This is a genomic window from Klenkia terrae (genome assembly GCF_037083865.1).
GTDB lineage: Bacteria > Actinomycetota > Actinomycetes > Mycobacteriales > Geodermatophilaceae > Klenkia > Klenkia terrae.
Genome location: NZ_JBAPLV010000011.1, coordinates 86,214 through 110,464 on the forward strand (window position 1 = coordinate 86,214; position 24,251 = coordinate 110,464).

Annotated in this window: 18 protein-coding genes and 1 pseudogene; 8 read left to right on the forward strand and 11 right to left on the reverse strand. The window is 69.5% G+C overall.

The annotated features are described in order from the left end of the window. Positions 1–3: 3 nt before the first annotated feature. The 4 genes from drmB to drmD all read right to left on the reverse strand — a co-directional run bounded on the left by drmB (position 4) and on the right by drmD (position 13,074). Positions 4–2,058, reverse strand: a complete 2,055-nt coding sequence (gene drmB / locus UXQ13_RS11665; RefSeq protein ID WP_225235185.1) for a DUF1998 domain-containing protein — start codon at positions 2,056–2,058, stop codon at positions 4–6. Then, complete coding sequence (gene drmA / locus UXQ13_RS11670) at positions 2,058–5,798, reverse strand: DISARM system helicase DrmA (RefSeq protein ID WP_225235184.1); 3,741 nt, start codon at positions 5,796–5,798, stop codon at positions 2,058–2,060. The genes drmB and drmA overlap by 1 nt, the downstream gene beginning before the upstream one ends. Further along, complete coding sequence (locus tag UXQ13_RS11675; RefSeq protein ID WP_225235183.1) at positions 5,795–9,832, reverse strand: DNA methyltransferase; 4,038 nt, start codon at positions 9,830–9,832, stop codon at positions 5,795–5,797. Before UXQ13_RS11675 ends, drmA begins: the two co-directional genes overlap by 4 nt. A 65-nt stretch (positions 9,833–9,897) precedes the next feature. After that, positions 9,898–13,074 (reverse strand): DISARM system SNF2-like helicase DrmD, encoded by a 3,177-nt coding sequence (drmD, locus tag UXQ13_RS11680; protein ID WP_225235182.1) that lies wholly within the window; start codon positions 13,072–13,074, stop codon positions 9,898–9,900. Between the two features lie 134 nt (positions 13,075–13,208). On the opposite strand from drmD, the gene UXQ13_RS11685 reads away from it, so the two are divergent. From UXQ13_RS11685 to UXQ13_RS11715, 7 genes are all read left to right on the forward strand, one after another. Next, positions 13,209–13,847 (forward strand): MerR family transcriptional regulator, encoded by a 639-nt coding sequence (locus UXQ13_RS11685; protein WP_225235181.1) that lies wholly within the window; start codon positions 13,209–13,211, stop codon positions 13,845–13,847. Then, a complete protein-coding gene (locus UXQ13_RS11690) occupies positions 13,844–14,701 on the forward strand; it encodes a hypothetical protein (protein ID WP_225235180.1) in 858 nt (285 codons plus the stop codon). The genes UXQ13_RS11685 and UXQ13_RS11690 overlap by 4 nt, the downstream gene beginning before the upstream one ends. A gap of 84 nt (positions 14,702–14,785) precedes the next feature. Beyond that, positions 14,786–15,211, forward strand: coding sequence for a hypothetical protein (locus UXQ13_RS11695; protein WP_336392337.1), 426 nt, complete (start codon positions 14,786–14,788; stop codon positions 15,209–15,211). Then, positions 15,208–17,004 carry a putative bifunctional diguanylate cyclase/phosphodiesterase gene (locus UXQ13_RS11700; RefSeq protein ID WP_225235178.1) on the forward strand — a complete coding sequence of 599 codons (1,797 nt, stop codon included), beginning with the start codon at positions 15,208–15,210 and terminating at the stop codon, positions 17,002–17,004. Before UXQ13_RS11695 ends, UXQ13_RS11700 begins: the two co-directional genes overlap by 4 nt. A gap of 26 nt (positions 17,005–17,030) precedes the next feature. Further along, the gene (locus UXQ13_RS11705) at positions 17,031–17,654 is read left to right on the forward strand and encodes a type IV toxin-antitoxin system AbiEi family antitoxin domain-containing protein (protein ID WP_225235177.1); all 624 of its coding nucleotides are present in this window, start codon (positions 17,031–17,033) and stop codon (positions 17,652–17,654) included. Continuing rightward, positions 17,651–17,932: a hypothetical protein gene (locus UXQ13_RS11710; RefSeq protein WP_225235176.1), complete on the forward strand. Its 282-nt coding sequence runs from the start codon at positions 17,651–17,653 to the stop codon at positions 17,930–17,932. Before UXQ13_RS11705 ends, UXQ13_RS11710 begins: the two co-directional genes overlap by 4 nt. A 19-nt stretch (positions 17,933–17,951) precedes the next feature. Beyond that, positions 17,952–18,314 carry a DUF1330 domain-containing protein gene (locus UXQ13_RS11715; protein WP_225235175.1) on the forward strand — a complete coding sequence of 121 codons (363 nt, stop codon included), beginning with the start codon at positions 17,952–17,954 and terminating at the stop codon, positions 18,312–18,314. Between the two features lie 8 nt (positions 18,315–18,322). Here UXQ13_RS11715 and UXQ13_RS11720 read toward each other — a convergent pair whose 3' ends face one another. Then, positions 18,323–19,300 carry an ERCC4 domain-containing protein gene (locus UXQ13_RS11720; RefSeq protein ID WP_225235174.1) on the reverse strand — a complete coding sequence of 326 codons (978 nt, stop codon included), beginning with the start codon at positions 19,298–19,300 and terminating at the stop codon, positions 18,323–18,325. 136 nt (positions 19,301–19,436) lie between these two features. On the opposite strand from UXQ13_RS11720, the gene UXQ13_RS11725 reads away from it, so the two are divergent. Next, positions 19,437–19,721: a Fe-S cluster assembly protein HesB gene (locus tag UXQ13_RS11725; protein ID WP_225235173.1), complete on the forward strand. Its 285-nt coding sequence runs from the start codon at positions 19,437–19,439 to the stop codon at positions 19,719–19,721. Between the two features lie 30 nt (positions 19,722–19,751). Here the strand turns inward: UXQ13_RS11725 and UXQ13_RS11730 are convergent, their stop codons facing one another. From UXQ13_RS11730 to UXQ13_RS11750, 6 genes and pseudogenes are all read right to left on the reverse strand, one after another. Continuing rightward, positions 19,752–20,576, reverse strand: coding sequence for a phosphoenolpyruvate hydrolase family protein (locus tag UXQ13_RS11730; RefSeq protein WP_225235172.1), 825 nt, complete (start codon positions 20,574–20,576; stop codon positions 19,752–19,754). Further along, a pseudogene (locus UXQ13_RS23645) lies at positions 20,576–21,178 on the reverse strand (hypothetical protein); the annotation flags it as partial. The pseudogene UXQ13_RS23645 and the gene UXQ13_RS11730, both read right to left, overlap by 1 nt. Before the next feature lie 15 nt (positions 21,179–21,193). Then, positions 21,194–21,805 carry a Tm-1-like ATP-binding domain-containing protein gene (locus tag UXQ13_RS23650; RefSeq protein ID WP_419146486.1) on the reverse strand — a complete coding sequence of 204 codons (612 nt, stop codon included), beginning with the start codon at positions 21,803–21,805 and terminating at the stop codon, positions 21,194–21,196. 36 nt (positions 21,806–21,841) lie between these two features. Further along, positions 21,842–22,891, reverse strand: a complete 1,050-nt coding sequence (locus UXQ13_RS11740; protein WP_336392338.1) for an aldo/keto reductase — start codon at positions 22,889–22,891, stop codon at positions 21,842–21,844. Positions 22,892–22,951: 60 nt separating this feature from the next. Continuing rightward, positions 22,952–23,641: a hypothetical protein gene (locus tag UXQ13_RS11745; RefSeq protein WP_225235169.1), complete on the reverse strand. Its 690-nt coding sequence runs from the start codon at positions 23,639–23,641 to the stop codon at positions 22,952–22,954. Then, positions 23,638–24,051 (reverse strand): DUF898 domain-containing protein, encoded by a 414-nt coding sequence (locus tag UXQ13_RS11750; protein WP_225235168.1) that lies wholly within the window; start codon positions 24,049–24,051, stop codon positions 23,638–23,640. The genes UXQ13_RS11745 and UXQ13_RS11750 overlap by 4 nt, the downstream gene beginning before the upstream one ends. Positions 24,052–24,251: the final 200 nt, after the last annotated feature.

A 24,251-nucleotide genomic window follows, 5' to 3' on the forward strand; every position in this document is an offset into this window, starting at 1 on the left:
GGATCAACTGCCATTAGTGACGCCGAAGAACCCAGGCACTCTAGCGCCAGTCGTCGTCGCGAGCGTGAGCATAAAACGCCGATCGAGAAATCGGTTGGCGTTCTCACAAGACGTCTCGGATGCAAACGTGCAGCAATGACACGCCGCTCCGTGTAGGAAGTCCTCAGGGTCCCTTGGTGTCCGCATCGCACAGACCGGGTCCGACGAGCAGCGCGCAGCCCGCCGAAGTGCCGAGGACACCAACGACTGCAACCGCTCTGGTTGCGATAGTGCAACCAGACCTCCGAGCGTGCCCTCGCTGTCGGACGCCGTAGTGCAAATTAGGAGGCCAGCCGCAGCGGACCGTTCCGCGGAGCCCGGCCAGCCGTAGATGCGCTCGGACAGGCTCGCTGCGCCGTATCCGCTGTACATGGCCATTTCCCGGATGAGCGCGTGCGAGAACGTATGCAGCAACCAGTACCGGGGAGCAGGGAATCTCGTCGCTGAGTCGACGTTCTTCGCTGTCTCCGAGAACCGCCGGGCGAAGTTGCGGTCATGCGCCTGCCGATGCTCCGCCCACAGCGGGGACGCCAGGACGACGGTCTCCCATGCGGCAACCGCGTCAACGTCGAGCTGCAGGAAGACGCCTTCCCCGCGATCCTCGGTTGCCGGCACCCACCTGGGCCGCTTGTTGCGAGTCAGCTTGACCAGCCGGCTCGACAGGTCGTTGACCCGGTCCATCTCGTCCAGTCGGGTGAACCCCAGGACGGCGTTCACCTTCTTCATCTTGTTGACCGCGACCACGCGCTGAACGTGAGGATGCAGCTTTGCGCCTCGGTCGCGCTCAGTGACCATAAGACCAGTGCTGTTGGACTGCTGCGCAAACAATGCAGGTTGCTGGAGGTAGGCCCACTCGGGCACCAGCAAGTCAATCGGGTCCCAGCCCGCCAGCTTGTCTTGGCGCACCTCATCGGAATCCCCCGCCATCGCCTTCGCGGCCGCAGCCGCCAGCTCGTCGTCCGTCACCGTCTCGAGGTCGATGTGTGCCGACAAAAGATCCCGCAGGAAGTCCGGATGCGCCTGGTACTTCGCGACCTTCTCCAAGCCGAGTTCAGCGCGCATCTGGTCGGCCAGCGCAGCCGTCTGCTGCTTGTCATCGCGCGGCATCACGATGACCGACTGCGTCGACGCGAACCACAGGTTCGACGCACCCATCAGGACGATGGCCGGTCGCGCGTCGCAGTCGGCATCGAAGGCGCCGAGATGTGGGTGGCGGCCGCGGCACTTCTGTGGCAACTTGTCGCGGCCGACCCGCCCCTGCGCCTCCGACATTCCGCGGCTGGCCGAGCACTGCGTGCACACGATCGTGGAGCCGACGCTGCCGCCGACGTTCGCGTCCCGCATTTTGAGGTCAGGACTCTCAGCCCTGGGGCAGGCCCTCCCCTTGTGCACCCACAGTGCATACGGGAACTCGTCGAGGTGTCCGTTGGTACAGGTCAACAGGTGTTGCGCGGGCACAGCCGGGTTGCTCCGCTTGCCCTTCCCCCCGGACTTTTTGCCTCGCCCAGGGCAGCTCTCGTGGGTGAACTGCGCGAGGTCGGGGCGGAAGGGGTGGGTGTTCGTGTAGGTGAAGCGCGGCAGCGGACCGAGGTAGTCGCAGCCGGTACACCGGAACCACTGCGGGAACACGCGAGCCGGGACACCGAGGTCGGTCCCCTCGGTGGACGGGCCTCCGCGTTTCGGCTGCCAGGGGTAAGGCCGGAGGGAGTCGACATCCCTGCCGAGGTGCATCCGGACGACGTCGAGCAGCCGTGGCTCGATGATGGTCGGCACGTGCTCGCGACGCTTCCAGATGGGGTCCCAGTCGTCGAGCCCGGCCGGCATCACGGCGAAGTTCGGCAGGTCCATCACTGCGCCGGGGCCGTAGGTGTACAGCAATGACGAGGGACGGGCTGATCCAACTCGAGCACGGTTCTTGACGTGTGCGTTCTCGGCGTCGGTCAGCGGGTCAAGGGAGTCCGTGGCGTCGGCCAGCATGTCCGCGACTGCGTCGGCCGATGCGGTGGAGGCTTCGGCCATCAGGCGTCGTCCCCTGAAGGCAAAGTCCAGGCAGGAGCGCCCTCGGGCGCACGGGCGAAGAGCCGGTCGGGCAGCGGACTGACCAGCAGGTTGATCTCCGGCTGGACCTCACGCATTGAATTGGCGATCCGGAAGGGCGCGGGCACCGAGCTGCCAGCAACGGCGACGGCGTTCTCCGGGCTGATCATCAGCGGCATGTGAGCGTTGCCCTTCCCTGTGCGCTCGTAGACGAGAGTCTGTCCGTTGGCCACGGCTTCTCCAGCGCGCTTCGACCAGTGCTCGACCCGGTTGACCAGTAGATGGTCTGCCAGCTTGGTCGCGTCCTCGTCCTGCGCCGCGGCCTCAATCCGCTGCATCAAGCGGGACACGAGCCCCTGTACGGCGGTGAGGTTCTGCTTGATTCGTCCCGCTGCCTGCTCGGGAGACAGACCGTCGGCGGTGGCGGCCTGGAGCACGCGGACGACGCTCACCAGCAGGCCGTCGATCCCACGCTCGAGAGACGTCGGCGAGTAGGGGGTGACCGACAGCGCCTCCACCTGCGCGTAGAAGGTCTCGTGGTAGTGCCGGAACTGCTCGAAGTGTGCAAGGTCGCGCGGCCGCGCCCAGTTCCCCAGCGACACCACCAGACCGGGCCGATCATCCGAGTCTCGGCCGACCCGAGATGACGCCTGGATGTACTCGGCGGTGTTCTTCGGTTGCCCGACCACGAGCATCAGACCTAGTCGCTGGACGTCGACACCGACCTGCAGCATCGAGGTCGCCAAAACCACGTCGAAGGGCACGTCCTTGCGAGGGGAGGCGGACACACCCGCATCGGCTGCCGCCATGCGCGCCCCGAACGCTGCGGAGCTGTCGTAGTCCGGGTTGAACTCACCACCGAGGCGGTCCAGGGTCCGACCAATCTCAGCCGACGCGATACGAGAAGTCAGTTCACCCACGTGGAGTACACCGAACGAGGCCCCGAGCCGGCTGGGGAACCCGGCCCCCCGGCGCGGTCGCTTAACCCGGTTCTGGACGTCGTCCGCGACATAGCGGGCCATGCCAGCGAGCTCACGCGTGGCGTTGAAGTAGCCCACCAGGGTCATGTAGGGGTCCGCGGCCTTCCGCGCGTCCCCCGTCAGCGCCGGGTCGTCCGCGGAACGGTCGAAGAGCAACTGGCCTGCCGACAGCAGCACCTCGGCGACCCGGATCTCGGCGCTGGAGAGTCGCACGCCCTGAGCACTGACCCCGATATAACGCCGCCCCGGGTGTTCCTTGCTGATCGGGATCTCGTACGAAAAAAACGTGTTGGCGACGTCGAGCACCTGCGGCGGAAAGATCTCCACCCAGCGCCCGTAGAGGGCGCGCACTTGCGCTTGCGCGTTGCGCACGGTCGCGGTCGAGGCCACAATCAGCGGCTTCACCGGCATGGCGTCCGGAGTCTGCCAGCTGCAGAGGGTCTCGATGGCCACCTCAAACAGCCCGACGGATGTGCCGAGCGCCCCGGTGATCAAATGCAACTCATCCTGAATGATCAGGTCCGGTGGCCGGAGCCGGCTCACTGGCACGACGGTGGCCGCCGGGCCGCCCTTTGAGGTGTGTGAGCTGCCCGTGCAATGCGGGTAGTCGACGTGCACGTACCCGTGTCTGCCGCACCTCCGGTTGACGTAACCGAACAGGGCCGCGGCCTCACCCTCCCGGGCCAATCGCGCAAACTTGTCGACGGTGGCGATGACGAAAGCGGGGGTGAGGCGATAGATCTCCTCGTCAACGGTCAGGACTGGCAAGCCCTCAGTGACTGCGCCGCCCTTCGCAAATGGACAGCGAGCCAGCTCGTCTCCGCAGTACACGAACACCCGCCGCGCGACGGGGTCGGCACGGACGTTGGCGGCCCCAATCGGAGTGCCACACCAGGGGCACCGCTGGACCTGCAGCACCGTGAGTCGGTGGCTGCCGTACTGGTTGGCCTTGACGAGCTGGTCCTCGGCCTCCTCGTACCGCTTGGGGCTGACGGCGGTACCGACCCAAAGTCCGATGCGAAAGGGCGTTGTCCCCCAGGTGGCTTCATCCTCGCACCGGGCCAGCTCAGCGGCGCAGACGAGGGCTGTCGCTCGTTGGAACTGTTGAGCGGTCAGCAGCCGAAGCGTGTAGCGCATGAGCACGGCGACCCCGTCGTTTCCGTCGAGCGGGCCGTCGTCGGAATCGACAACACCCTGCCTGCGGCGGATGGCGAACGTGTAGGCCGCCAGGCCGAGGTACGCCTCGGTCTTGCCGCCACCGGTGGGGAAGAACAACAGCTCGACCTGCGCCTGAAGATCCGCGCTCCGCAGCCGGGCAGTGGGGTCGGTGAGCGCCCCGAGTTGCATCAGGATGAACGCGAGCTGGAACGGGCGCCAGGTCGCGGCCTTGTCGCCACGGGCTGCCACCAACGCATGCGCGTCAGCGATCGACATCTCCGCATTCGAGGCGCGTCCAGCGGCAACCTGCGAGGCGATGCGCTGGTCCCGCATCACTCTGTTCATGAACTGGAAGCAGCGCAGGGCCTCAGGCTTGGACGTGACGTGCGCCAGCCCGGCGGTCAGCCGCTTGTGCACCTTCCGGGCCTCGAACAGGGCATCCGCGGCGGTGTCCTGGAGGTGGGCCGGGAGTTTGGTAGCCAGCTCCTCCTGCTCATCAAGCCAGGCTCCGTAGCCGGCGAACAGCGGAGACAGCCCGGTCGCCAACCCGGTGGAGTCCGCCTCTGCCAACGCGGCCATGGACAGCATCGCGTTGTCGATCTCGCCGGCACGCGTTTGCGGCGTCTCTGACACAGGCAGCCAGGTCGTCTCGACGGACGTGGCACGTCGTGATCCGACTTCCGCCTTCCACGTGACTGAGCAGCACCGGCCGATCGCGAACTGCAGCCGATCGCGGTACTGGAGATCGAGCCGCCGGACCTCGGGGTCGTGCTCTGCCCAGTGCTCCTCGAGGGCGTCTCGGACCGGAAGGAAGACCTGGGCCCCATCGGCGTCGATGACGAGTCGAGTCTGGAACAGCCACATGCCGATCGGGATCGGCATCGGGGTGACTCGGTCGTTGCACAGGGCGATCTCCACGAGCACGCGTCCAAGGGCCGTGTCGTCGTAGCGGTCGATCCGCAGGCAGACCTTGTCGCGGAGGGGCACTGTGTGGGTCTCACCGGGCACCAGATCAGCGAGCTCGACGGTCCGGGGCTCTTCAACAGGGGTGCGCTGGTAGTTACGGATCGGCCGGCCGGACTTCGTGACCTCATCGGTCTCGACCGGCTCGTACACACCCCAGGAAGCGCGCACCGTGAACGCGGCCAGATCCGCGGGTACCTGAAACCGCAGACCCATGGACGAGGGGATCATGAGTCCCTGCTTGGGCGTGCGGTCTTCGGCGTCGTCGTCTTCCGACTCGGCCTCGGAGTCGTCGGCGGCGAATACTGGTACACCACGCCCTTCAGCCAGGGCGGCCTCGTCAGTGCGGACCTGCACCAGGTCACCGCGGCCGGACTCTCCCTCCTCCACTTCGGCGACGGCAACGTCGTCGCTCAGCTTGACCGGAGCAATGTGCCCGACCAGGTACTGCTGGCGCGGACTGAACGTGAGCACCTCGTCTGGGCCACCGACCGGGCCAAGCAGCTCCCGCTCCAGGATGTCGACGAGGTTTTCACGCACCTCGTACGACGAACCGTCGAGCTCGTGACTCAGTTCGTACGTGCCTTGCGGACGGGCGTTAGAGGGGGTGGCTGCGGTCACGGGAAGAGTGCCTCCTGTTCCTCAGAGAAGATTCGCCGATTGGCACCCTTACCGGTGACACCCGCTGCCTGCTCGGCTGCGGCCCGGAGATGATTTTCCTCCAGCAGCCGATCGAGGATTTCCACCCGCGCGGCAGGGCTGACAGTCCACCGCGTCATCTGGCGGTAGGTGTGGAACCCGTGGTCGAGTTGAACGTCGCCCCAGCCGTAGGCCGCCATCACGGCTTGGTCTAGCTCGACGTGGATTGCGCGAATCCGATTCACGTCTGAATCCACCGAGTCGCCAATTTCCGAGTCGTTGACCTGGTTATACAGTGAGGTTAGGCCCAGCTGTCGACGCAACAATGCCTCACGCCGCTCCGAATCGAGCGCTTCGCCAACCTGAGCTAGCCAGTCCGTCGACGGGGGGCGGGGAAAGGTCTCAAAGACGTCAGAGGGAACGTAACGCACGCGAGTCTCCAACGTGGACCCGTAGGTAATTGCCCACAGCTGATGCACCGAGGACGAAAGGACGCTTTGCAGGACATGATTGTCGCACGCAAAGACACCCAAGGTATTGCTGAAGACCTGCCGAGCCGGCACTCGCATAGGCATGACAGACTTGCTCAATAGCGCAATCACTAGAACTTCATCAAGGTTGGCGATAGCCTTAGTCAGAGCCGGCGCCGACCTCCAATATTGCCACCACGGGAGCTGGCGAACTAGAGGATCACGGTTCGCCTGCCGCTCTTTTGCCACCGTTTCCCGCAGGCGCTGAGACGGAAGTTCAAATTCGAGACCAGGCGCCTGACGAATGCTTCCGAAGTTGATAATCCATCGGGATGCGCTTGCGCCCACGTTTGAGTTTACGTCGTCGCCAGTCAGAAACTTCTTAAGTACGTTTGAGTTTGCGGGAGACTTTGCAGTCCACGTCTCTACATCCTCCTGTGTGACAAGAAAGCCTTCGCCTCGATGAATTGCTCCTTGAAAAACAATCCCAGAATTCTCCGCGAGCCGCACCGGATTCCCAGTCACCCGCCCTTCGGCCTCTAGACGCGTCGAGATTCCGGCTACCACAAGCTCGTCGCTGACCCTTGGCACGTAGTCGGCCACGGCCGAGACGGTGCCCCATACCGCCGCAAACTCCAGATTGGCGCTCTTCGCCGGCCAAGACCGGCTCTGGATGGCGCGAGTGATTGTGAATCCCGCGTCGACCATCCGGTCCAAGCCCACCTCCCGGGTGTCGCCCTGAGCGATGGTGTTGGTAGCGATCAGCCCGACCGTGCCAGTGCTGCGAAGAAGGCTCGTCGCACGAAGCAGGAAGTAGGCGACCAGGTCGGCGCTGCCCTTGGTCCCGCCCGCTAGCGCGTGCACGAACCACTCGCGTACTCCGTCGCCCATGGCGCCGGTGAGCTTCTGACCGCCAAGGAAGGGAGGATTACCGACGATCGCGTCAAAGCCTCCATGGTCAACGAGGACGTCGGGAGCTTCAAGCACCCAGTGGAGCGGCTGCCATCGCCGGTAGTCGGTCGCGACCGTGGGCGTCAAGCCCTTGTCGATCAAAGTGTCGAGCATGGCAGGGTTGCCCGGCTCGCCATCACGGGGAGCTGCGGTTCGGGCGGCGATGCGGAGGTTCTCGTAGGCGTCGTCCAGCTTTCCACCCGGTTTCCCACCCAAGGGCAGGCCAGCGGCGATGACGCCGTCCGCAAGCCGACGCAGGTCCGCGGTGAGCCGCCGTAGGTCTGCAAGCTGGCGGCGTTTCGCTGCACCGTCTCGGGCGGGGTCGCGATCGTCGATCTCGGTGGCGAGCTGAACGCGGAGCTCCGAGGCGCGGCGTACCACCTCGTTGACCTTGACGTCGTCCACGCCGTACGTCTCGAGCCTCTTCGCGCGGCTTGGATCGATGTGCAGCGTGCGCAATTGCTGCACATCGGTGAGCCCGAGCAGCGAGTTGCCGAGGAATATCTTGTCGTCGACGAAGGAGAACGGTTGATCCCGGTCAAGGGAGACCAGCCAGAGTGACAGCTTGCACATCTCGACGGCCATCTCATTGATGTCCGCGCCGTAGAGGCAGCTGGCGACCACCTCACGGATCGCCCGGCGTTCAAGGTCGGTGCGAGCCTCATGGTCGGGGTTTTGCCGAACCCACGCCTCGACCACTCGCTCAGACAGGTACCGGGCGGCGGCGACCAGGAACGCCCCGGAGCCGCACGCGATGTCGGCGACTTTGAGCGCAAGGATCTGTTCCGACGTCTTGGGCTTCCACTGACTCTCATCCGCCGTCTGGTGCGGCCCGGGGTCGAAGCACAGTGGCTCCAGTGCGTGCCTGACAACGTCAGTGGCCAGCGACTTGGGCGTGTAGTGGGCACCCGCATTGCGGCGCGACGGCGTCTCCTTCACCAGCAGGCCGCCGTCCAACACGACAAAGGGCTGTTTCCGCAAGTCGAGCCGAGCCAGGCCAAGCCACGGGAGCACCCGGCCGTGAAGCGCTGTGTCGTCCCCGACCGCCTGTCGCAACGCACTGACGGCGCCAGGGTCTGGCTCCGCACCGATGCCCTTGGCGATCGCGGTCGCCGAGGCCGGGACAGCTGCGGGCTGGTCGTCCTTGAGCCACTGCCGGATCGCTTCGGCCAGCTTCTTCGGGTCTGCGTGCTCGGCCGCTAGATCTTCGAGCACGGCCACGGGGATCTCCGGCTCGCTGCCGGCCTTGCCGATCAATCCCAAATGGGGCTCGTCGACGCGCTCAGCCGTGTAGCCGAGCAGTCCCTCGTAGATGTAGCCGATCTGCTCGACGTCCAGCTCACGGAACGAGATCTGACGGGCCTCGCCACTCTTCAGCCGAGGTAGCTGCACGGACCGCAAAACGTGCAGCATCACCCGGTCGGGCACGGTGAGCGCCAAGGTCTCTCGGTCGGTCGTACCGGTCAAGAAGGGGAACCGGGACGGATCGAACAGTCCCCCTCCGTAGGGCGGCATCCGGAGGTTCTCGAACGAGGCCCCTGTGTAGAGGGCCCGGCTGGTGGCCAAGAGCCGGTGCCAAGTCAACGAGGTCGAGTCGAGCGCCTCTTCGGTCTCAGCGGCCTCACGCTCGACCAATCTGGACAGCTCTCCGGAGATCCCGTACCCCTGCTCGAAGAGCTCGCCGGTCGGTAGCAATCCCCGCTCCTCCGCGAAGAGGAGGAAAACGATCCGCATCAGCACCGTGACCGCACCCTCGTACGTGTCGTGAGCTCGACGGGGAAGGGGGTCGGGCAGTCCGTGCCGCTGTGATTCAGCGGCGGACTCGGCGAAGGATTGGATCAGCAGCTCAACTGCCTGGCGCACCTGCGCGCCGAGCGCCTCGGTGATCTCCTCTGCTTCAGCCACCGAGTCCTTGAACAGCACTGGCAGTCGCTCGGCGGGGTCACCACCGATCAGCTGGCGACGGGAGACCAGCGAGAAGAACGCATCCCGCACCCGGGGCTCGGCGACCCAGTCCAGAGCGTCGACTACCCCCGACGCAACCATGGCGCCCTCCCGGGCGCACACCAGACCCCACCAGCGACCATCGGTGACCAAGCCGACCTCAGGTCCGCCGGCCCGCAGCAGAGCCTCCAACCTGTCGACGGGTGAAGCAGCCCACCGGTCGCCCGGGGCTTGGCGCAGCGAGTCAATTGGGTCGACCAGGTGGACGAGGCAGCCCCATCTGTCGCCGTCCCGGATAGCCGCCTGCGCGGTCACCGTGACCTCCCGGCCGGGCGACGACGCCACCAGGCCAGGAATCTCTTCCCAGCTCATGGACTCGGCCCAACCCGCGACGTCCCGGAGCACGATCTGCACCCAGGCGTCCCGGGCGTCCCGGTAGTTGGCGAGCGCGTGCTCTTTGGACGGGTCCCGGTCGTAGCTTTCCCACGCGGCGACGAAGGTGCGGTGCGCCGACGCCAGGGCGGCCTTTGCCTCGACGGCGAGGGCCGGCATTCCTTGAGGCCACACGCGCTTGAGGGGTGGGACCGCGAGAAACGGGCCCTCAGTGTCCAGGAGGGTCAGCCACGAGCGATGCAGCTCGGCGGCGCTCATCGGGCGCATCCAGGCACCAGTGACCTGGCGACCGCCCTGACCGGCGGCGGAGGCAGTGCGGGCCATCAGGCAAGCACCCCTCGGGCGTCGGCCGGCGTCAGCGCGAAAACCACCGCAGCCGCCGTGGTGTGCGGCTTGACCTCGGCGTATCGATCGCGGATCGCGCCGATCTCCCGGTCTTCTTCGTCGCCGAGCTCGGCGAGACGCCGCAGCATGCCGTCGATGTCGCGGCGACGTTGGCGTTCCTGTTCATCCGGGAGCAGCGACAGCTGCTGGTCGTTCTCAACCTGCTCCAGTGCTCCAAGGCTCTCGCTCAGGTTGGTGCGGAACGCGGCGAAAATGTCCTGCGCTCGCTGGACGTCGGCCGCTTCACGCTTCATCAGCTGCTCGACGACGAGCGTGTGTCGGCGCTCCGCCCGTTGACTCATCGACTGCTCCAACCGCGCCCGTAGCGCTCCATCATCGGCGTCCCACAGCCCCTCCAGCTGGACCCGAAGGTCACGCTGGGCGGCGATGAAAGCGCCTCCGTCCAGAGCCGTATCCAGCGCGGTCTCGGCAATGTCCTCGGCCATGACCCGCCGTCCACGCAGCCGGACGCCGGCGAGGAACACCTCCTCGTGCAGCCGCAGACCGCCCCGGCCGACCAGCACCATGCGCGTCACCGCGGCGACGAAGGACTCGGGGAGCCCATCGACGACCACAGCGGTCACCCGGTTCAGCGGGGAGTCGGCGCTCCACAGCGAGCGACGCAACGACCGCTGTGCCTTCTGCACGATGGGGTGCCCGAGGTGCACATAGACCAGGTCGTCGCGTCCCGCGGTCGCCTCCGGGTCGAAGGTGATCGGGCGGGAGATGCCGGGCTTCCGACGGGTGTCGAGGCCTCGCAGAGCAGGCCGCCATCCCGCCGTCAGCGCGGGCACATCGAACACCTCGGCGTCGAGGTCCTCGACGAAGTCGTCATTGGGGATCAGCGGCAGCTGGTGATTGATCTGAAGGGCGGTGTCAACGACTCGGCGCAAGTTGGCGGGAGACAGGTGCATCGCCGTTCGGGAGGCGCTGTAGCCCTGCTCCAGCTCGGTGAGCTTGTAGTTCAACGTCAGCCCTCCGGCCAGCGCCTGAGAGATCACCTGATTCCCGTCGAGGCCCTTCTTCTTCTTCTTGGTGGCCCGCCCCCCAGCGAAGTGCCTCGTCAGCTCACCGGCCACGACCTGATTGGCGGACCCGAGGTCGTACTCCACCTGGGCGATCTTGCGACCGATCATCGACAGGAAGTGAGCATCGGCGCCGAAGGTGGAGGAGGTCGAATCCGGGACCAGGTGGAAGACCTCGGGGCGCTCGGTCTGGCCGTACCTGTCGATGCGGCCGATCCGCTGCTCCAGGCGCGAGGGGTTGAACGGAATGTCGAAGTTCACCAAACGGTGGCAGTACTTCTGCAGGTCGATGCCTTCGCCGGCCGCGTCGGTAGCCAGCAGCACTCGGACCACTTCCGTAGCCGGGTCGGCGTTGAACTGCTCCCGGAGTACCTCGCGGTCTTCAGTCGGCGTCGACCCCTGAACGACGGCCAGCACGTCTGCGTACCCGCGTTGCGTGAGCACCCTGGTCAGCCAGTCGACGGTATCCGCGTACTCGGTGAAGACCACGACGCGCTCGTTCGACCAGGAGCCGGCGGGACGGCAGACGGCGTCGAGGAACTCAACGAGTCGTTCCAGTCGTGAGTCGGGCTTGCTCTCATGGCTGAGCCCCCACTGGGCGAGCTCTTCCAATTGCCCCGACTCGGCTCCGCTGAGTGGGTCCGAACTCTTGGAGTCCCGGAGCCGGGTCGCCTCGTCCTGCTCCCAGAGCCCTTCCTCGTCGTCGGCCTGCCCCTCTCCGAATACGTCGTCGTAGTCGTCATCGACCAAGCCGGCACCGGCGCGTGCGGCAACGTAGTGGGACAACGTCGTCCCAAAGGCGTAAGGGCTGGACAGGAATCGCTTCTTCAACAGCATCGTGACGATGTCACCGCCCGGCCTGGTGCCGTTGAGCTCCGCACTCCGCCGGACGATCCGATCGAGCAGCTCGAACTTGCTCTGCTCCTCGGCGCTCGGGGAGTAGGAGAGCGCTGTGACCGAGCGCTTCTGAAAGCCCTTGTCGGTCAGGTCCGTCTTCAGTCGTCGGACGGTGACGTCACGCAGCGCCGCGGCGTCGAGACGAGCACCTCGCGAAAACCGACGGGGATCGATCATCTCCATCAGGGCGGTGAATGACTCAGGGTGACCGTTGTGCGGGGTGGCGCTGAGAAACAGCCGGTGCTCGCACTTCTCGGCAAGCTCACGCACGGCCACGGTGCGGTGGGTGTCAACCGCGTAGCCCCGGCCCCCGGCCACCGCCGACGGGCTGGCAGGGGCAACGTGATGCGCCTCGTCGACCACGATGATGTCAAAGGCGAAGCGCTTGGCGGTCTCTGGGTTGGCCGTGCGCGAGTACACGTCGCGCAGAAGACGCTGGGCCCGCGCCTGAGGCAACCACGCCATGCTCACAATGACCCGCGGGAAGAGCGTGAACGGGTTCGCGTGCAGCCCGTGGGAGCGGCGGATCTCCGCCATGAGCTCGCTGTCGACGATGGTGAAGTCCAGACCGAACTTCTCACGCATCTCGTCCTGCCACTTCAACGACAGGCTAGGCGGACAAACGATCACCACAGAGCGAGCTCGGTGACGGAGCAGCAGCTCCTGGATAACCAGGCCGGCTTCGATCGTCTTGCCCAGGCCCACGTCGTCGGCGAGGAGGAGGTTGGTGCGCGGCGCGCTCAATGCCCGGCGCAGGGGTTCCAGCTGGTAGGCCTCGACGTTGACACCCGACCAGAACGGCGCCTGGTAGCGGTTGGGGTCGGCTGAGGTGACGGCACCCCAACGCATCGCGTCGATGAAGCCAGCCAGCACGGTCGGGTCGTCGAAGGCATCTGGACGGATGCGCTCTGGAAGGCCCTGGTCTGGAGTGACTGTGTGTCCGACCTCGAGCTCCCACACCACAGAAAGCTGCTCGCCGAGTCGATCCTCGTCGAGCGACTGCAGTTCGACAATGTGACTCAACTGCGCGGCTGCCTCATCGGCCGGGCTGCGTGGCAACCCTTGGGTAAGGACATTAGCCACCGCCCAGGTCGACCCGCGAACCTCGACCACCTGACCCGGATCGGGAAGGGGAGGGCTCGTGCGCACCCCGTCAGCGCCAACCGATACCGCGTCCGCCCGTCCTCCGGTCACGTTCCGCACTCTATGCATCACACCGCGGCTTACGACACGGGCCGGTATGAAACCGGCTCAGCAGTCAGCCTCAGGCCCGGGAACAGAAGTGACGGTCTATTGACAGCGCAGCTATCGATAGAGATGCTGTCACCGTGCGCATAGCCGAGCTAGCTCGCCTTACCGGGGTGAGCGCCGCCTCGATCAAGTGGTACGTCAGTGAAGGCTTGCTCAGCCCCGGCGAGCGCACCGGCTACAACCAGACCGAGTACGGCGAGGACCACCTCGCCCGCCTCCGTTTGATCCGCTCCCTCATCGAGGTCGGCGGCCTGAGCGTCGCGGCGGCCAAGCAGATCCTCATCGCGGCCGACGACCCCGCCCACCCGTTCGGCAACACCCTGGGCATCGCCCAGGCGTCGCTGCCCACCGTCACCACCCCGCCGTCCGAGGAGTCCCTGCAGCGGGTCGCCGACGTCGTCCGGCGGCAGGGCTGGACGTTCACCCCCGACGGCCCCGGCATCACCGCCGCGGCCACCGTCCTCGACCGGTACCGGGCCCTGGGCCGCGACGACCTCGCCGCCACCCTGCCCGCCTACGCCCGCGCCGCCGAGGTGGTCGCCGAGGCCGACCTCGACACCGTCACCAAGAACCTGGACGCCGGACCCGCCACCGCCGCCCAGACCGTCGTCATCGGCACCGTGCTGGGTGACGCCCTCTTCGCCGGTCTCCGCCGCATGGCCCAGGCCAACGAGTCCGTCCGCCGCTTCGGTTTCGTCCCCGGGAGTCCGTCATGACCGCCGTCCTCGAATCCCCCACCCCCACGAGGCCCGATCTCAACCGGCCGCTGCTGGTCCTCGCTGCGGTCATGGCCGTCACGGCGGTGGTCACCGCGATCCTGGCCGTGGTCGACCCCGTGCAGATCACCGGCACCAACGGCTGGCTCAAGCCGCTGAAGTTCTCCATCTCCATCGCGATCTACGCGGTGACGATCGCTCTGCTGCTCACCCTCCTGCCCGCGCGACGCAGGAAACTGGGCCGCGGCATCGCCTGGGTGGTCGTCACCGGGATGGTCGTCGAGATGGCGGTGATCGTCGGCGCGGTCGCCACCGGCACGACCAGCCACTTCAACGTCTCCAGCCCGTTGCGTGGCGCCGCCTGGGCCAGCATGGGCTTCGCCATCGCCGCGGTGTGGCTGGTCACCCTCGTCCTCGCCGTCCTGCTGTGGCGGGCCTCCGACGACCCGGCCCGCCGGCTGGCGATCCGCGCCGGACTGGTCATCGGCCTGGCCGGCATGGCCGTCGCCTTCCTGATGACCTCGCCGACGGCCGAGCAGCTCGACAGCTTCTCCGGCATCGCCGGTGCCCACGCGGTCGGCGTCGCCGACGGCGGACCCGGCCTGCCGCTGCTGGGCTGGTCCACCACCGGCGGCGACCTGCGGGTCCCGCACTTCGTCGGCATGCACGCCCTGCAGGCGCTGCCGCTGCTGGCGTTCGGGCTCGAGGCGCAGCGGCGTCGGGTGCCGGCGCTGGAGAGCTCCGGCACCCGGTTCCGCGTCGTCGCGATCGTCTCGGCCGGGTACGCCGTCGTCGTCGTCCTGTTGACCCTGCAGGCCCTCGCCGGCATCCCGGTCACCCAGCCCTTCGGCTGATCAGCCCCCCACCGGCAGACCCGACGGGGTGAACCCGCCGCCCGCACGCTCAAGCCCGGTGCACCCGCGACCGACGACCCCGGCGTGAGCCTCCCCCGTCGCGCGGTGCCCCCGGACACGGCGGTGGTCGCCAGCGCACCCGTCGCCACGGGTGTCCTGGCGGTCGCCGCCGTGCTGCTGGTCGCGGGCTCGGTCTGGCCGGCCACCCGACCGGTTGCGGTGCTGCTGGCCAGTGGGCTGGCCGCGGTCGCACCGCTGGTGGGTCTGCGCCTGTACCGGCCCGACCGCCGGGGACCCTGGCTGTTCATGTCGGCCTCGCTGGCCTGCTGGACCGTGGCGTTCGCCGTCGGCGGCGCCGCACCAGCGCTCGGGATGGCCTTCCAGACCGCCGGCATGGTGGCGGTCGCCGGCTTCCTCCCCTGCTCTTCCTCCGGCAGCGCTCGGGGGCGCGGCCCGAGCTGCGACGGACCCGCCGGGAGCACTGGGGACGGCGGGCCGACCGCGCCATGATCGCCAGCGTCGTCGCCCTGGCCGTCGTCCAGGCGGCGCTCGCCATCCGGTCCCCCGACCTGACGTGGCCGCAGGCGGTGGCGGCGCTCGACGCTGTCATGGTGTGCCTGGCGCTGCGCTACATCAGCTCCCGCGCGGACCTCGGACCCAGCATCGGGCTGGTCCTGCTGGGCGGGGTCACCGCGTCGGTGTACGACGCCCTGGTGTCCGACACCGGCGTCCGGCTGGCCAGCGTCCACGCCGAGCAGGGCGTGGTCTGGGTGGTCGCCCAGGTGCTGTTCGCTGCGGGCTGCCTGCACCCCCAGGTCGCCTCCGCCTTCGCCACCGGGGGCCCGGGCCGCCAGCGCTCGGAGTCGACCCGGCTGCTGGGCACCACCCCGGTGGTGCTCGTCCCGATCGCGCTCGCCCAGCTGCAGAGCGGCCAGCTGCTCCCGAACCAGGCGTACCTGGCCATCGCGGCGCTGCTGGCCGGCCTGGCGATCGCCCGCGGCGCGCAGACCGTGCGCGCCAGCGAGCGGCTAGCCCGCCAGGACCCGCTGACCGGTCTGCTGAACCGTCGTGGCCTGCGCACAGCCTTCCAGGACCTCGTGCACCCGGTGAGCCGGACCGTGCAGGCCGGTGGGGTGCTCGTGGTGCTCGACCTCGACGACTTCAAGCACGTCAACGACACCTGGGGCCACGAGGTCGGCGACCAGCTGCTCGTCGCCGTGGGGAGCCGGCTGTCCGAGACCGTCCCCGCCGGCAGCACCGTGTGCCGCTCGGGGGGCGACGAGTTCGTCCTGCTGCTGCCCCCGGGCGCCGACGCTCCGGCGCACCTCCTGTCCCGGGCCCTCGACGCGCCGGTCACCCTCGCCGGCCGGCCGTTCCCGGTCCGCTGCAGCGCCGGGTGGGTCCCGCTCGGACCGGGGAGCGAGCTCGCGCACGCCCTCGCCGACGCCGACGTGGCCCTCTACGCCAGCAAGTCCGGCGCCCGCGGCACCGCGACCCTGTTCGCCCCCGAGCAGCGGGAGCAGGTGCTCGGTCAGCTCGCGCTGGGCGCCGACCTGCGCCGACTGGTGGACGGCGACCCGACCGCCGGCGAGCTGTTCCTGCTCTACCAGCCGCTCGTCTCGCTGCCCTCCCGGCGGGTGATCGGCTGCGAGGCGCTGCTGCGCTGGCGGCACCCCACCCGCGGGCTCGTCTCCCCCGACACCTTCCTGCCGATCGCCGAGTCCCAGGGCCACGGCGCCGCGCTGGACGCTTGGGTGCTCCGCGAGGCCTGCCGCGCCGCCCAGGCCGAGATCGACCCGACCTGGTCGGTGAGCGTCAACCTGGGCCGGTCCTCCATGGTCGACCCGGACCTGGCCGGCACGGTGCGCGCCGCCCTGGCCACCAGCGGACTGGCCGCGGAGCGCCTGCACCTGGAGATCACCGAGCACGACCAGCTGCCTGCCGACGCCGGTGTCGTCCCCCTCCGCGATCTCGCCCTCGAGGGCGTCGGGGTCGCCCTGGACGACTTCGGCACCGGCTACACCTCGGTCGCCTACCTCGAGCGCTACCCGATCAGCGTGCTCAAGCTCGACCGCTCGGTCACCGGGTACGACGCCTCGGTCGGTCTGCTGCGCGGCCTGGTCGCCCTCGCCACCGGGATGGGCACCACGGTGCTCGCCGAGGGCATCGAGACCGACGAGCAGTGCGCCCGGCTGGCCACGCTCGGGGTGGACGCCGGTCAGGGCTGGCTGTTCGGTCGTCCGGTGCCGACCTCCGACCTCACAACGCACCGTCCACTGGTCACATCCTTATCCGAAAGATAAGGTTTTGCACGGTGAGAGGAGGATCCATGACTGCCGTCCCGACGGCGATCACCCAGGCGCCGCTGCGCACGATCCGTCCCCAGGACCTGGCTGCTGTCTACACCCAGCCCAACGTGCAGCTTGCCCGGCTCACCCGCGGCGGACGGGTGCGCAAGGCGGCACCGGGTCTCTACTACGCCCTGCCCGACGACCAGGACGTCACCTGGCTGCCCACGCTGGAGGCGGTCGCCGCGGGCGCTGCGACCGCCCTCTACGGCGACCGGGTCCCCGTCTTGATGCACCTGACCGCGGCCCGGCTGCACGGAGCGCTCCCCCGCGCCGTCGGCCTCGCCGTCGTCGCCGTCCCCACCCGACGGCGACCGCTGCGCCTCCTCGACCGGCCGGACGCCGTCCTCACCTTCGTGGCCCGCGACGTCGACGACCTGGACGCCGCCCTGATGCCGACGGACCTCGGCCGCGTCCTGGTCACCACGCCGGAGCAGACCGTGCTCGACCTCGCCCGGCGCCCCGAGCTGGGCGGTCTGCCGGACGAGGTCCGGGACGTCGTCCGGACGCTGCTCCCCCGCTGTGCACCCGAGCGGCTCGACCTGCTGGCCCGGGGTCAACGGATGACCCGCACCCTCGAGCGGCTCCGCGCCGAGCACCCGTGACCGCCGGCCGTCGTCCCCGCCGCGGACTCGACCCGGCCGAGGCCGCAGTGGTCCGCGACCGGTTCGGGGTGGCGGACTCCCAGGTGCTCCGCGACCACGCGATCAGCCACGTCCTCGCGGCGCTCTCCGCAGCCGGCCTGGCGGATGCGCTGCTGTTCATCGGCGGCACCGCCCTGTCCCGCACGCACCTCCCCGACCGGGACGTCACCTCGCCGGCCTTCAACGAGGTCAAGCGGCAGATCGCCGAGCTGGTGCACACGGCGCCGGTGCCCGCCTGAGCCGCTACGGTGCGGGCCCATGGCGATCAACCCCCGCGGTGCCGACCTGAAGCAGTTCCTCGCCGAGGACCCCGGCGGGCCCGTGGTCATGCTCAACCTGCTGCGCTTCGCCGACGGCGGCCGGGAGTCCTACGCCACCTACTCCCGGGCCGTCGAGCAGACGTTCCTCCCCCGCTACGGCGGCGAGGTCGTCTACGCCGGGGACGGCGGCACCCCGCTTGTCGCCGAGGAGGGCCAGGCGTGGGACGCCGTCCTGCTGGTGCGGTACCCGAGCCGGGAGGCCTTCAGCGCGATGGTGGCCGACCCCGAGTACCAGGAGTTCACCCAGCACCGGACCCAGGCGCTGACCGAGGCGGTGCTGCAGCCGACCGCCGCCCGGTAGGCCGTGGCTCAGTCCTCGGTACTGGCTGTCCGGGAGGCCAGGTACCGGGCGGTCAGCTCCGCCGGGACCCGGCCCCGGTCGCTGACGTCGATGCCCTCCGCGCGCGCCCACCGGCGCACCTGCGCCGGGGTCGGCGCCGGGACCGGCACCGGCCCGGCCGGGGCGAAGGTCTGCTCGACCCCGGCGGTGTCCGCGGCGGCTGCCAACTCGGCCTGGCAGGCGCCCAACCAGCGGTAGGTCCACTCCTGGGCCAGCGGCCGGGTCTCGCAGAACACCACCGGCACGGCGGGGAACCGGGCCTGCGCCTCGGCCAGCGCCTCCGCAGCCGCGGCGCCGGGCCAGTGCTCCAGGGAGAACAGCCGGCTGTACCGGTCCTCGACGACGACCGCCGACCGGGGCAGCGCGCTGAGCTCGGCCATCGCATAGGTCAACTTCCCGCTGCGCAGGCTGGTCACCAGGTCGGCGAGGGTCTTGCGCTCGACGGCGGCCAGCACCTCGCCGTCCCGCAGCACGGCGTAGTCGCCGGCGGCCAACCGCCGCCGGGTGGTCACCGCCTGCTGGTGGCCGAAGGTCCAGGGGTACTTCTCCGCGGTGTCGACGACGATCTCCAGCACCTGGCCGGCCGCCCGGGCGGTGGGCAGCGCAACACCCGGCCGGGCCTGCTTGCTGGTGCTGGGGGTCTGCCAGAAGACGACCTCGCGACCGCGGGCTCGGGTGAGCACCAGCTGCGAGCGGTTGCGGCGGGCCCGGGTGAGGACGAGGTCGATGGCCGGTCCGCGCCGGGTGCAGGTGCGCACCTCGTGCCGCTCGAGGACCTCGGCGTCCGCCGGCCAGCCCTCGGCCCGGTGGCAGTAGACCTTCGTCGCCCCCGGCCAGGTCTCCCGGGCCTTCAGCACGATCCCCTCGGCACCCAGCGGCACCCGGATCAGGTAGGGCAGCGACGAGTCCGGGTCAGGGTTGCGTGCCACCAGGAAGTCATCGGCCACGGCCTGCAGCCTGCCAGGCACCTGCTCGTGCTACGAGGTCATGACGATCTCGGCGCCGGGTTGACCCGGGCCGCCCGGGCCGCCGAGGCTCGAGGGGTCAGCAACGACGTCCTGGACTCCGAGAGGACCTTCTCCCGTGCTCACCTTGACCCCGCAGGCGACCACCGCGATCCGCAGCATCACCGAGAAGAGCGAGGCCGCCGAGCAGGGCGGCCTGCGCATCTCCGGCGACACCGCCGACCAGTCCCTCGCCGTCAGCCTGGCCGCGGTGCCGGCCGACGACGACCAGGTCGTCGAACAGGACGGCGCCCGGGTCTTCCTGGACGGCAAGACCGCGACCGTCCTGGACGACAAGACCCTGGACGCCGGCGCCGCCCCGTCGGGCAGCATCCAGTTCGCGATCACCGAGACGGCCGGCTGAACCCGCTCCCTGCCCCCGGCCTACGGACGGTCACGTCAGGCGCAACGCGGCGAACTCCGCCACCTGCCCGGCGATCGCCTTCTCCGTCGGCAGCCGCTCCATGGACGACGCACCGAAGAAGCCGGCGACGCCGGTGGTGCGCTCCAGCACGTACTGGGCGTCGGCGGGCTCGGCGATCGGCCCGCCGTGGCACAGCACCAGGACGTCGGGGCGCACCGCCACCGCCGCGTCGCGCAGCTCCTGCACCCGCGCGACCGCGTCGTCCAGGGTCATCGCGGTCTGCGCGCCGATGGTCCCGCTGGTCGTCAGGCCCATGTGCGGCACCAGCACGTCCGCCCCGGCCTCGGTCATGGCCACCGCCTGCTCGGCGTCGAACACGTAGGGCGCCGTCACCAGACCACGCTCGTGGGCGGCGCGGATCATCTCGACCTCCAGGCCGAAACCCATGCCGGTCTCCTCGAGGTTCGCCCGGAACGTCCCGTCGATCAGCCCCACCGTCGGGAAGTTCTGCACCCCGGCGAACCCGATCCGCACCAGCTCGTCGAGGAACGGGCCCATCAGCCGGAACGGGTCGGTGCCGCACACCCCGGCGAGCACGGGGGTGTCCTGCACGACCGGCAGCACCTCGCGGGCCATGTCGACGACGATCGCGTTCGCGTCGCCGTAGGGCATCAGCCCGGCCAACGAACCGCGGCCGGCCATCCGGTAGCGCCCGGAGTTGTAGATGATCAGCAGGTCGACCCCACCGGCCTCCGCGGCCTTCGCCGACAGGCCGGTGCCGGCGCCCGCGCCGATGATCGGCCGGCCGGCAGCGGCGGTCGCCAGCAGTCGAGCTCGTGCCGTTGCGGCGTCCATCAGTTCCCCTCGGCGGTGATCAGGGCGTGCAGTCGCTCGGCGGCCAGCCGGCCGAAGCCGGGGTCGTTGATCGCGCCGTCCCAGTCGGTGACCGGCACGTCGGTGCCGGCCAGCCCCTCCCGGACGGCGCCGAAGAGGGCCTCGTCCGCGTCGGGGTCGGCGAACGGCCCACCGGGGACGTCGATCCCCGACACCCCGCCCACCGGCAGCAGCACCTCGGCCGGGCCGGTGGCCGCGCCGACCTTGGCCGCCACCCGCCGTCCCAGCTCCGCGCTCTCCTCAGCCGTGGTGCGCATCAGCGTGACGGTGGGGTTGTGCACCAGGAACTGCCGATCGGCGAACTCAGCCGGCACCGTCTCCCGGCCGCCGAAGTTGACCATGTCCAGCGCACCGACGCTCACCACCTGCGGGATGCCGCGCCGTCCGGCCGCCTCCAGCCGGTGCGGACCGGCGGTGAGCACCCCGCCCACCAGGTCGTCGGCGAGCTCGGTGGTGGTCAGGTCGAGCACACCGGCGAGCAGCCCGGCATCGGCCAGGCCCTCCAACGCGCGGCCGCCGGCGCCGGTCGCGTGGAAGACCAGCACCTCGTAGCCGAGCTCGGTGAGCCGGGCCCGAGCCTAGTCGACCGCGGGCGTGGTGAGCCCGAACATGCTCGCGCCGACCAGCGGCGCGTCGTCGGTCGCCGGCTCCGCCGTCCGACGCTCGTAGGCGACGGCCATGCCGGCCGCGGCGGCGGCGGCGTTGCCGAGCACCGCCCGCGAGATCGAGTTCAGCCCCGAGATGTCGACGACGGAGTACATGAGCGTGACGTCGGACTGCCCGACGTAGGGCGCGACGTCCCCCGACGCCATCGTCGACACCAGCAGCTTCGGGACGCCGACCGGCAGCGCCTGCATCGCCGGCGCCGCGATCGACGAGCCACCGGACCCACCGACGGCGAGGACGGCGTGCAACCTGCCCTGCTCGAGCAGATCCCGGACGACGGCTGCCGCGCCCTTCCCCATCGCGTCCATCACCGCACCGCGGTCACGCGCTGCGAGCAGCGGGCCGACGTCCACCCCCGACCGGGAGGCGACCTCGGACGACGGGACGTCGGCCGCGGCGTCCTCGGTGAAGCTGCCGACGTCGACCGTGACGACCTCGCAACCGGCGGCCTCCAGCTGCGCGCGCAGCCAGCTGTACTCCTCGCCCTTGGTGTCCAGCGTGCCCAGCAGAACCACGGTCGCCATCGACCGCCTCCTGTCGTCGAGGGGGATGGGGGGGGGTCAGCGCCGACGCAGCGACGCGTCGGTGATCGCGGGCGGGGCGTACCCGGCGTCGTCGGCCCGGATGTTGGTCCCCGGCGGCACGATCGCGTCGATGGCGTCCAGCACGTCGTCGGTCAGGACGACGTCCACCGCCGGGAGCTGGCTGGTGAGCTGCTCCATCGTCCGCGGTCCGATGATCGACGACGTCACCCCCGGGTGCGCGATGGTGAACGCGATCGCCAGCTGCGGCAGGCTCACCCCGGCCTGCTCAGCCACCCCGGCCAGGGCGTCGGCGGCGTCCAGCTTGCGCTGGTTGATCGGGTCCGACAGGTCGTAGCGCGAGGCCATCCGGCCGCCCATCGCCGAGGCGCGGTGCGTCTCGGGGGCGTCGGCGCCCTTGCGCCACTTGCCCGACAGCCAGCCACCGGCCAGCGGGCTCCACACCAGCGTGCCCATGCCGTACTCCTGGGTCACCGGCAGCAGCTCCCGCTCGATGCCGCGCACCAGCATCGAGTACGGCGGCTGCTCGCTGACGAACCGGCCGGAGTGCCGCACCGACGCCGCCCACTGCGCCTGCACGACCTGCGAGGGCAGGAAGGTCGAGGACCCGAAGTAGCGGATCTTGCCCGCCCGCTGCAGGTCGGTCAGCGCGTCGAGGGTCTCCTCGATCTCGGTGTCCGCCGAGGGGCGGTGGATCTGGTACAGGTCGATGTGGTCGGTCTGCAGCCGCCGAAGGCTCCTCTCCACCTCGGTCACCAGCCAGCGGCGGCTGTTGCCCTGCTGGTTGGGGTCCTCCCCCATCGCGCCGTGCGCCTTGGTCGCCAGGACGACGTCGTCCCGCCGTCCCCCGGCCAAGGCCTTGCCGACGATCTCCTCGGACTCCCCCGCCGAGTACACGTCCGCGGTGTCCACGAAGTTGATCCCCGCGTCCAGGGCGGCGTGGATGACCCGGACCGACTCGTCGTGGTCGGTGTTCCCCCACGCGCCGAACATCATGGCTCCCAGGCAGAGCGGGCTGACCTTGACGCCGGTGCGACCGAGCGTGCGCATCTCCATGGGTCGTTGCATGCCCCCACCAACCCGTCGCACACACGGCGTCGCTCCTGGGCTCGGGGCGTGCGTGACCCGTCAGACGAAGGCGCGCTCCCGCAGCTTCTCCTCGGCCTCGGTCGGCAGGTGGACGTCCAGGAAGAGCTCGTCGACGGTGAAGTACGAGCCGCCCCGTGCCGAGCGGGCCGCGACGACGGCGTCGGCGAGCCCCGGGGCGATGTCGCAGACCGACGCGATCGCCGAGGCAGGCGCACCGTTCAGGTCGACCAGCCCGCCGTCGTCGTAGCCGCGGCCGAGGTCCGGGCGGCCGATGCCGAGCTCACGTGCCATGGACCGGTCCCGAGCGATCAGCTCGCGGGTCTCCGCGCGGCGGGTGCGGGCGGCCAGGATCGAGGCGATCGCCGGGTCGGTGTGCAGCGGCCGGGCGGTCGGGACCACCCCGCCGTACACCTCGCGCCGCAGACCGTTCAGCTTCACGACCGACACGACCGCGGCCGCCAGCGCCGAGAACCCGCCCAGTGTGCTGAACACCGAGTCCGGTGTCGTGCCGTCGGGGTTCCGGTCCGGCGTCAGGACCAGGAGGACGACGAGCCACGCCGTCACCGCGGTGAACGCGACCGCCCACCGGCGGACGTCGGGCCCGTGCAGCTGCTGGGCCGCGTGCCAGAACGGGACGCAGGCCAAGAAGCCGACCGACAGCCCGGCCACCCAGAGGTACCAGCGCCCGGTGCCGGTCGCCGAGACCGTCTCCTGCGGGGAGGCCGTCACCGGCCGACCGCCGGGAGGGGCTGCGCGGCCCAGCCACCGTCACCGCGGGGCGGCAGCGCCCCGGCGGCGTGCACGGACACCAGCGGCAACGGCGGTGCGGCCTGGTCGAACTCGGTGTGCTGCCACTTCCACCGCTGGATGCGCGGGATCACCCAGAGCAGGTAGACGCCCAAGGTGATGAAGGAGAGGAACAGCCACTTGAGCCAGTTGCCGAACAGGCCGATCGCCGAGCCGGTGAACCGGAGCTGGAAGCCGTCGATGTAGGAGTGCTTGGCCCGCCAGCGCTCGTTGAGCACCAACGCGAACGGGTAGCAGATGCCGAGCGTGAAGACGGTGATGGCCAGGCCGAGCAGTGCGGTGCCGACGTAGGTCGCGGCGCCGCCGTCGAAGCGGAAGCGAGCAGAACGCATGGTGTCCCCCGTGGGTGGCTGATGGAGCCGCGCCAGGTTAGGTAGGGGAACGACACCGGACGGTTCCGACACACCCGACTCCGGCAGGGACGGGGCACGTGTGGCAGAGGAGACGAAACCGACACCGCGCGGTACCGGACGGTGTCGTCTGCGCCGATGGGGTCCCCGGCACGACGCCGCACCACGGAGCAACGGGGGAA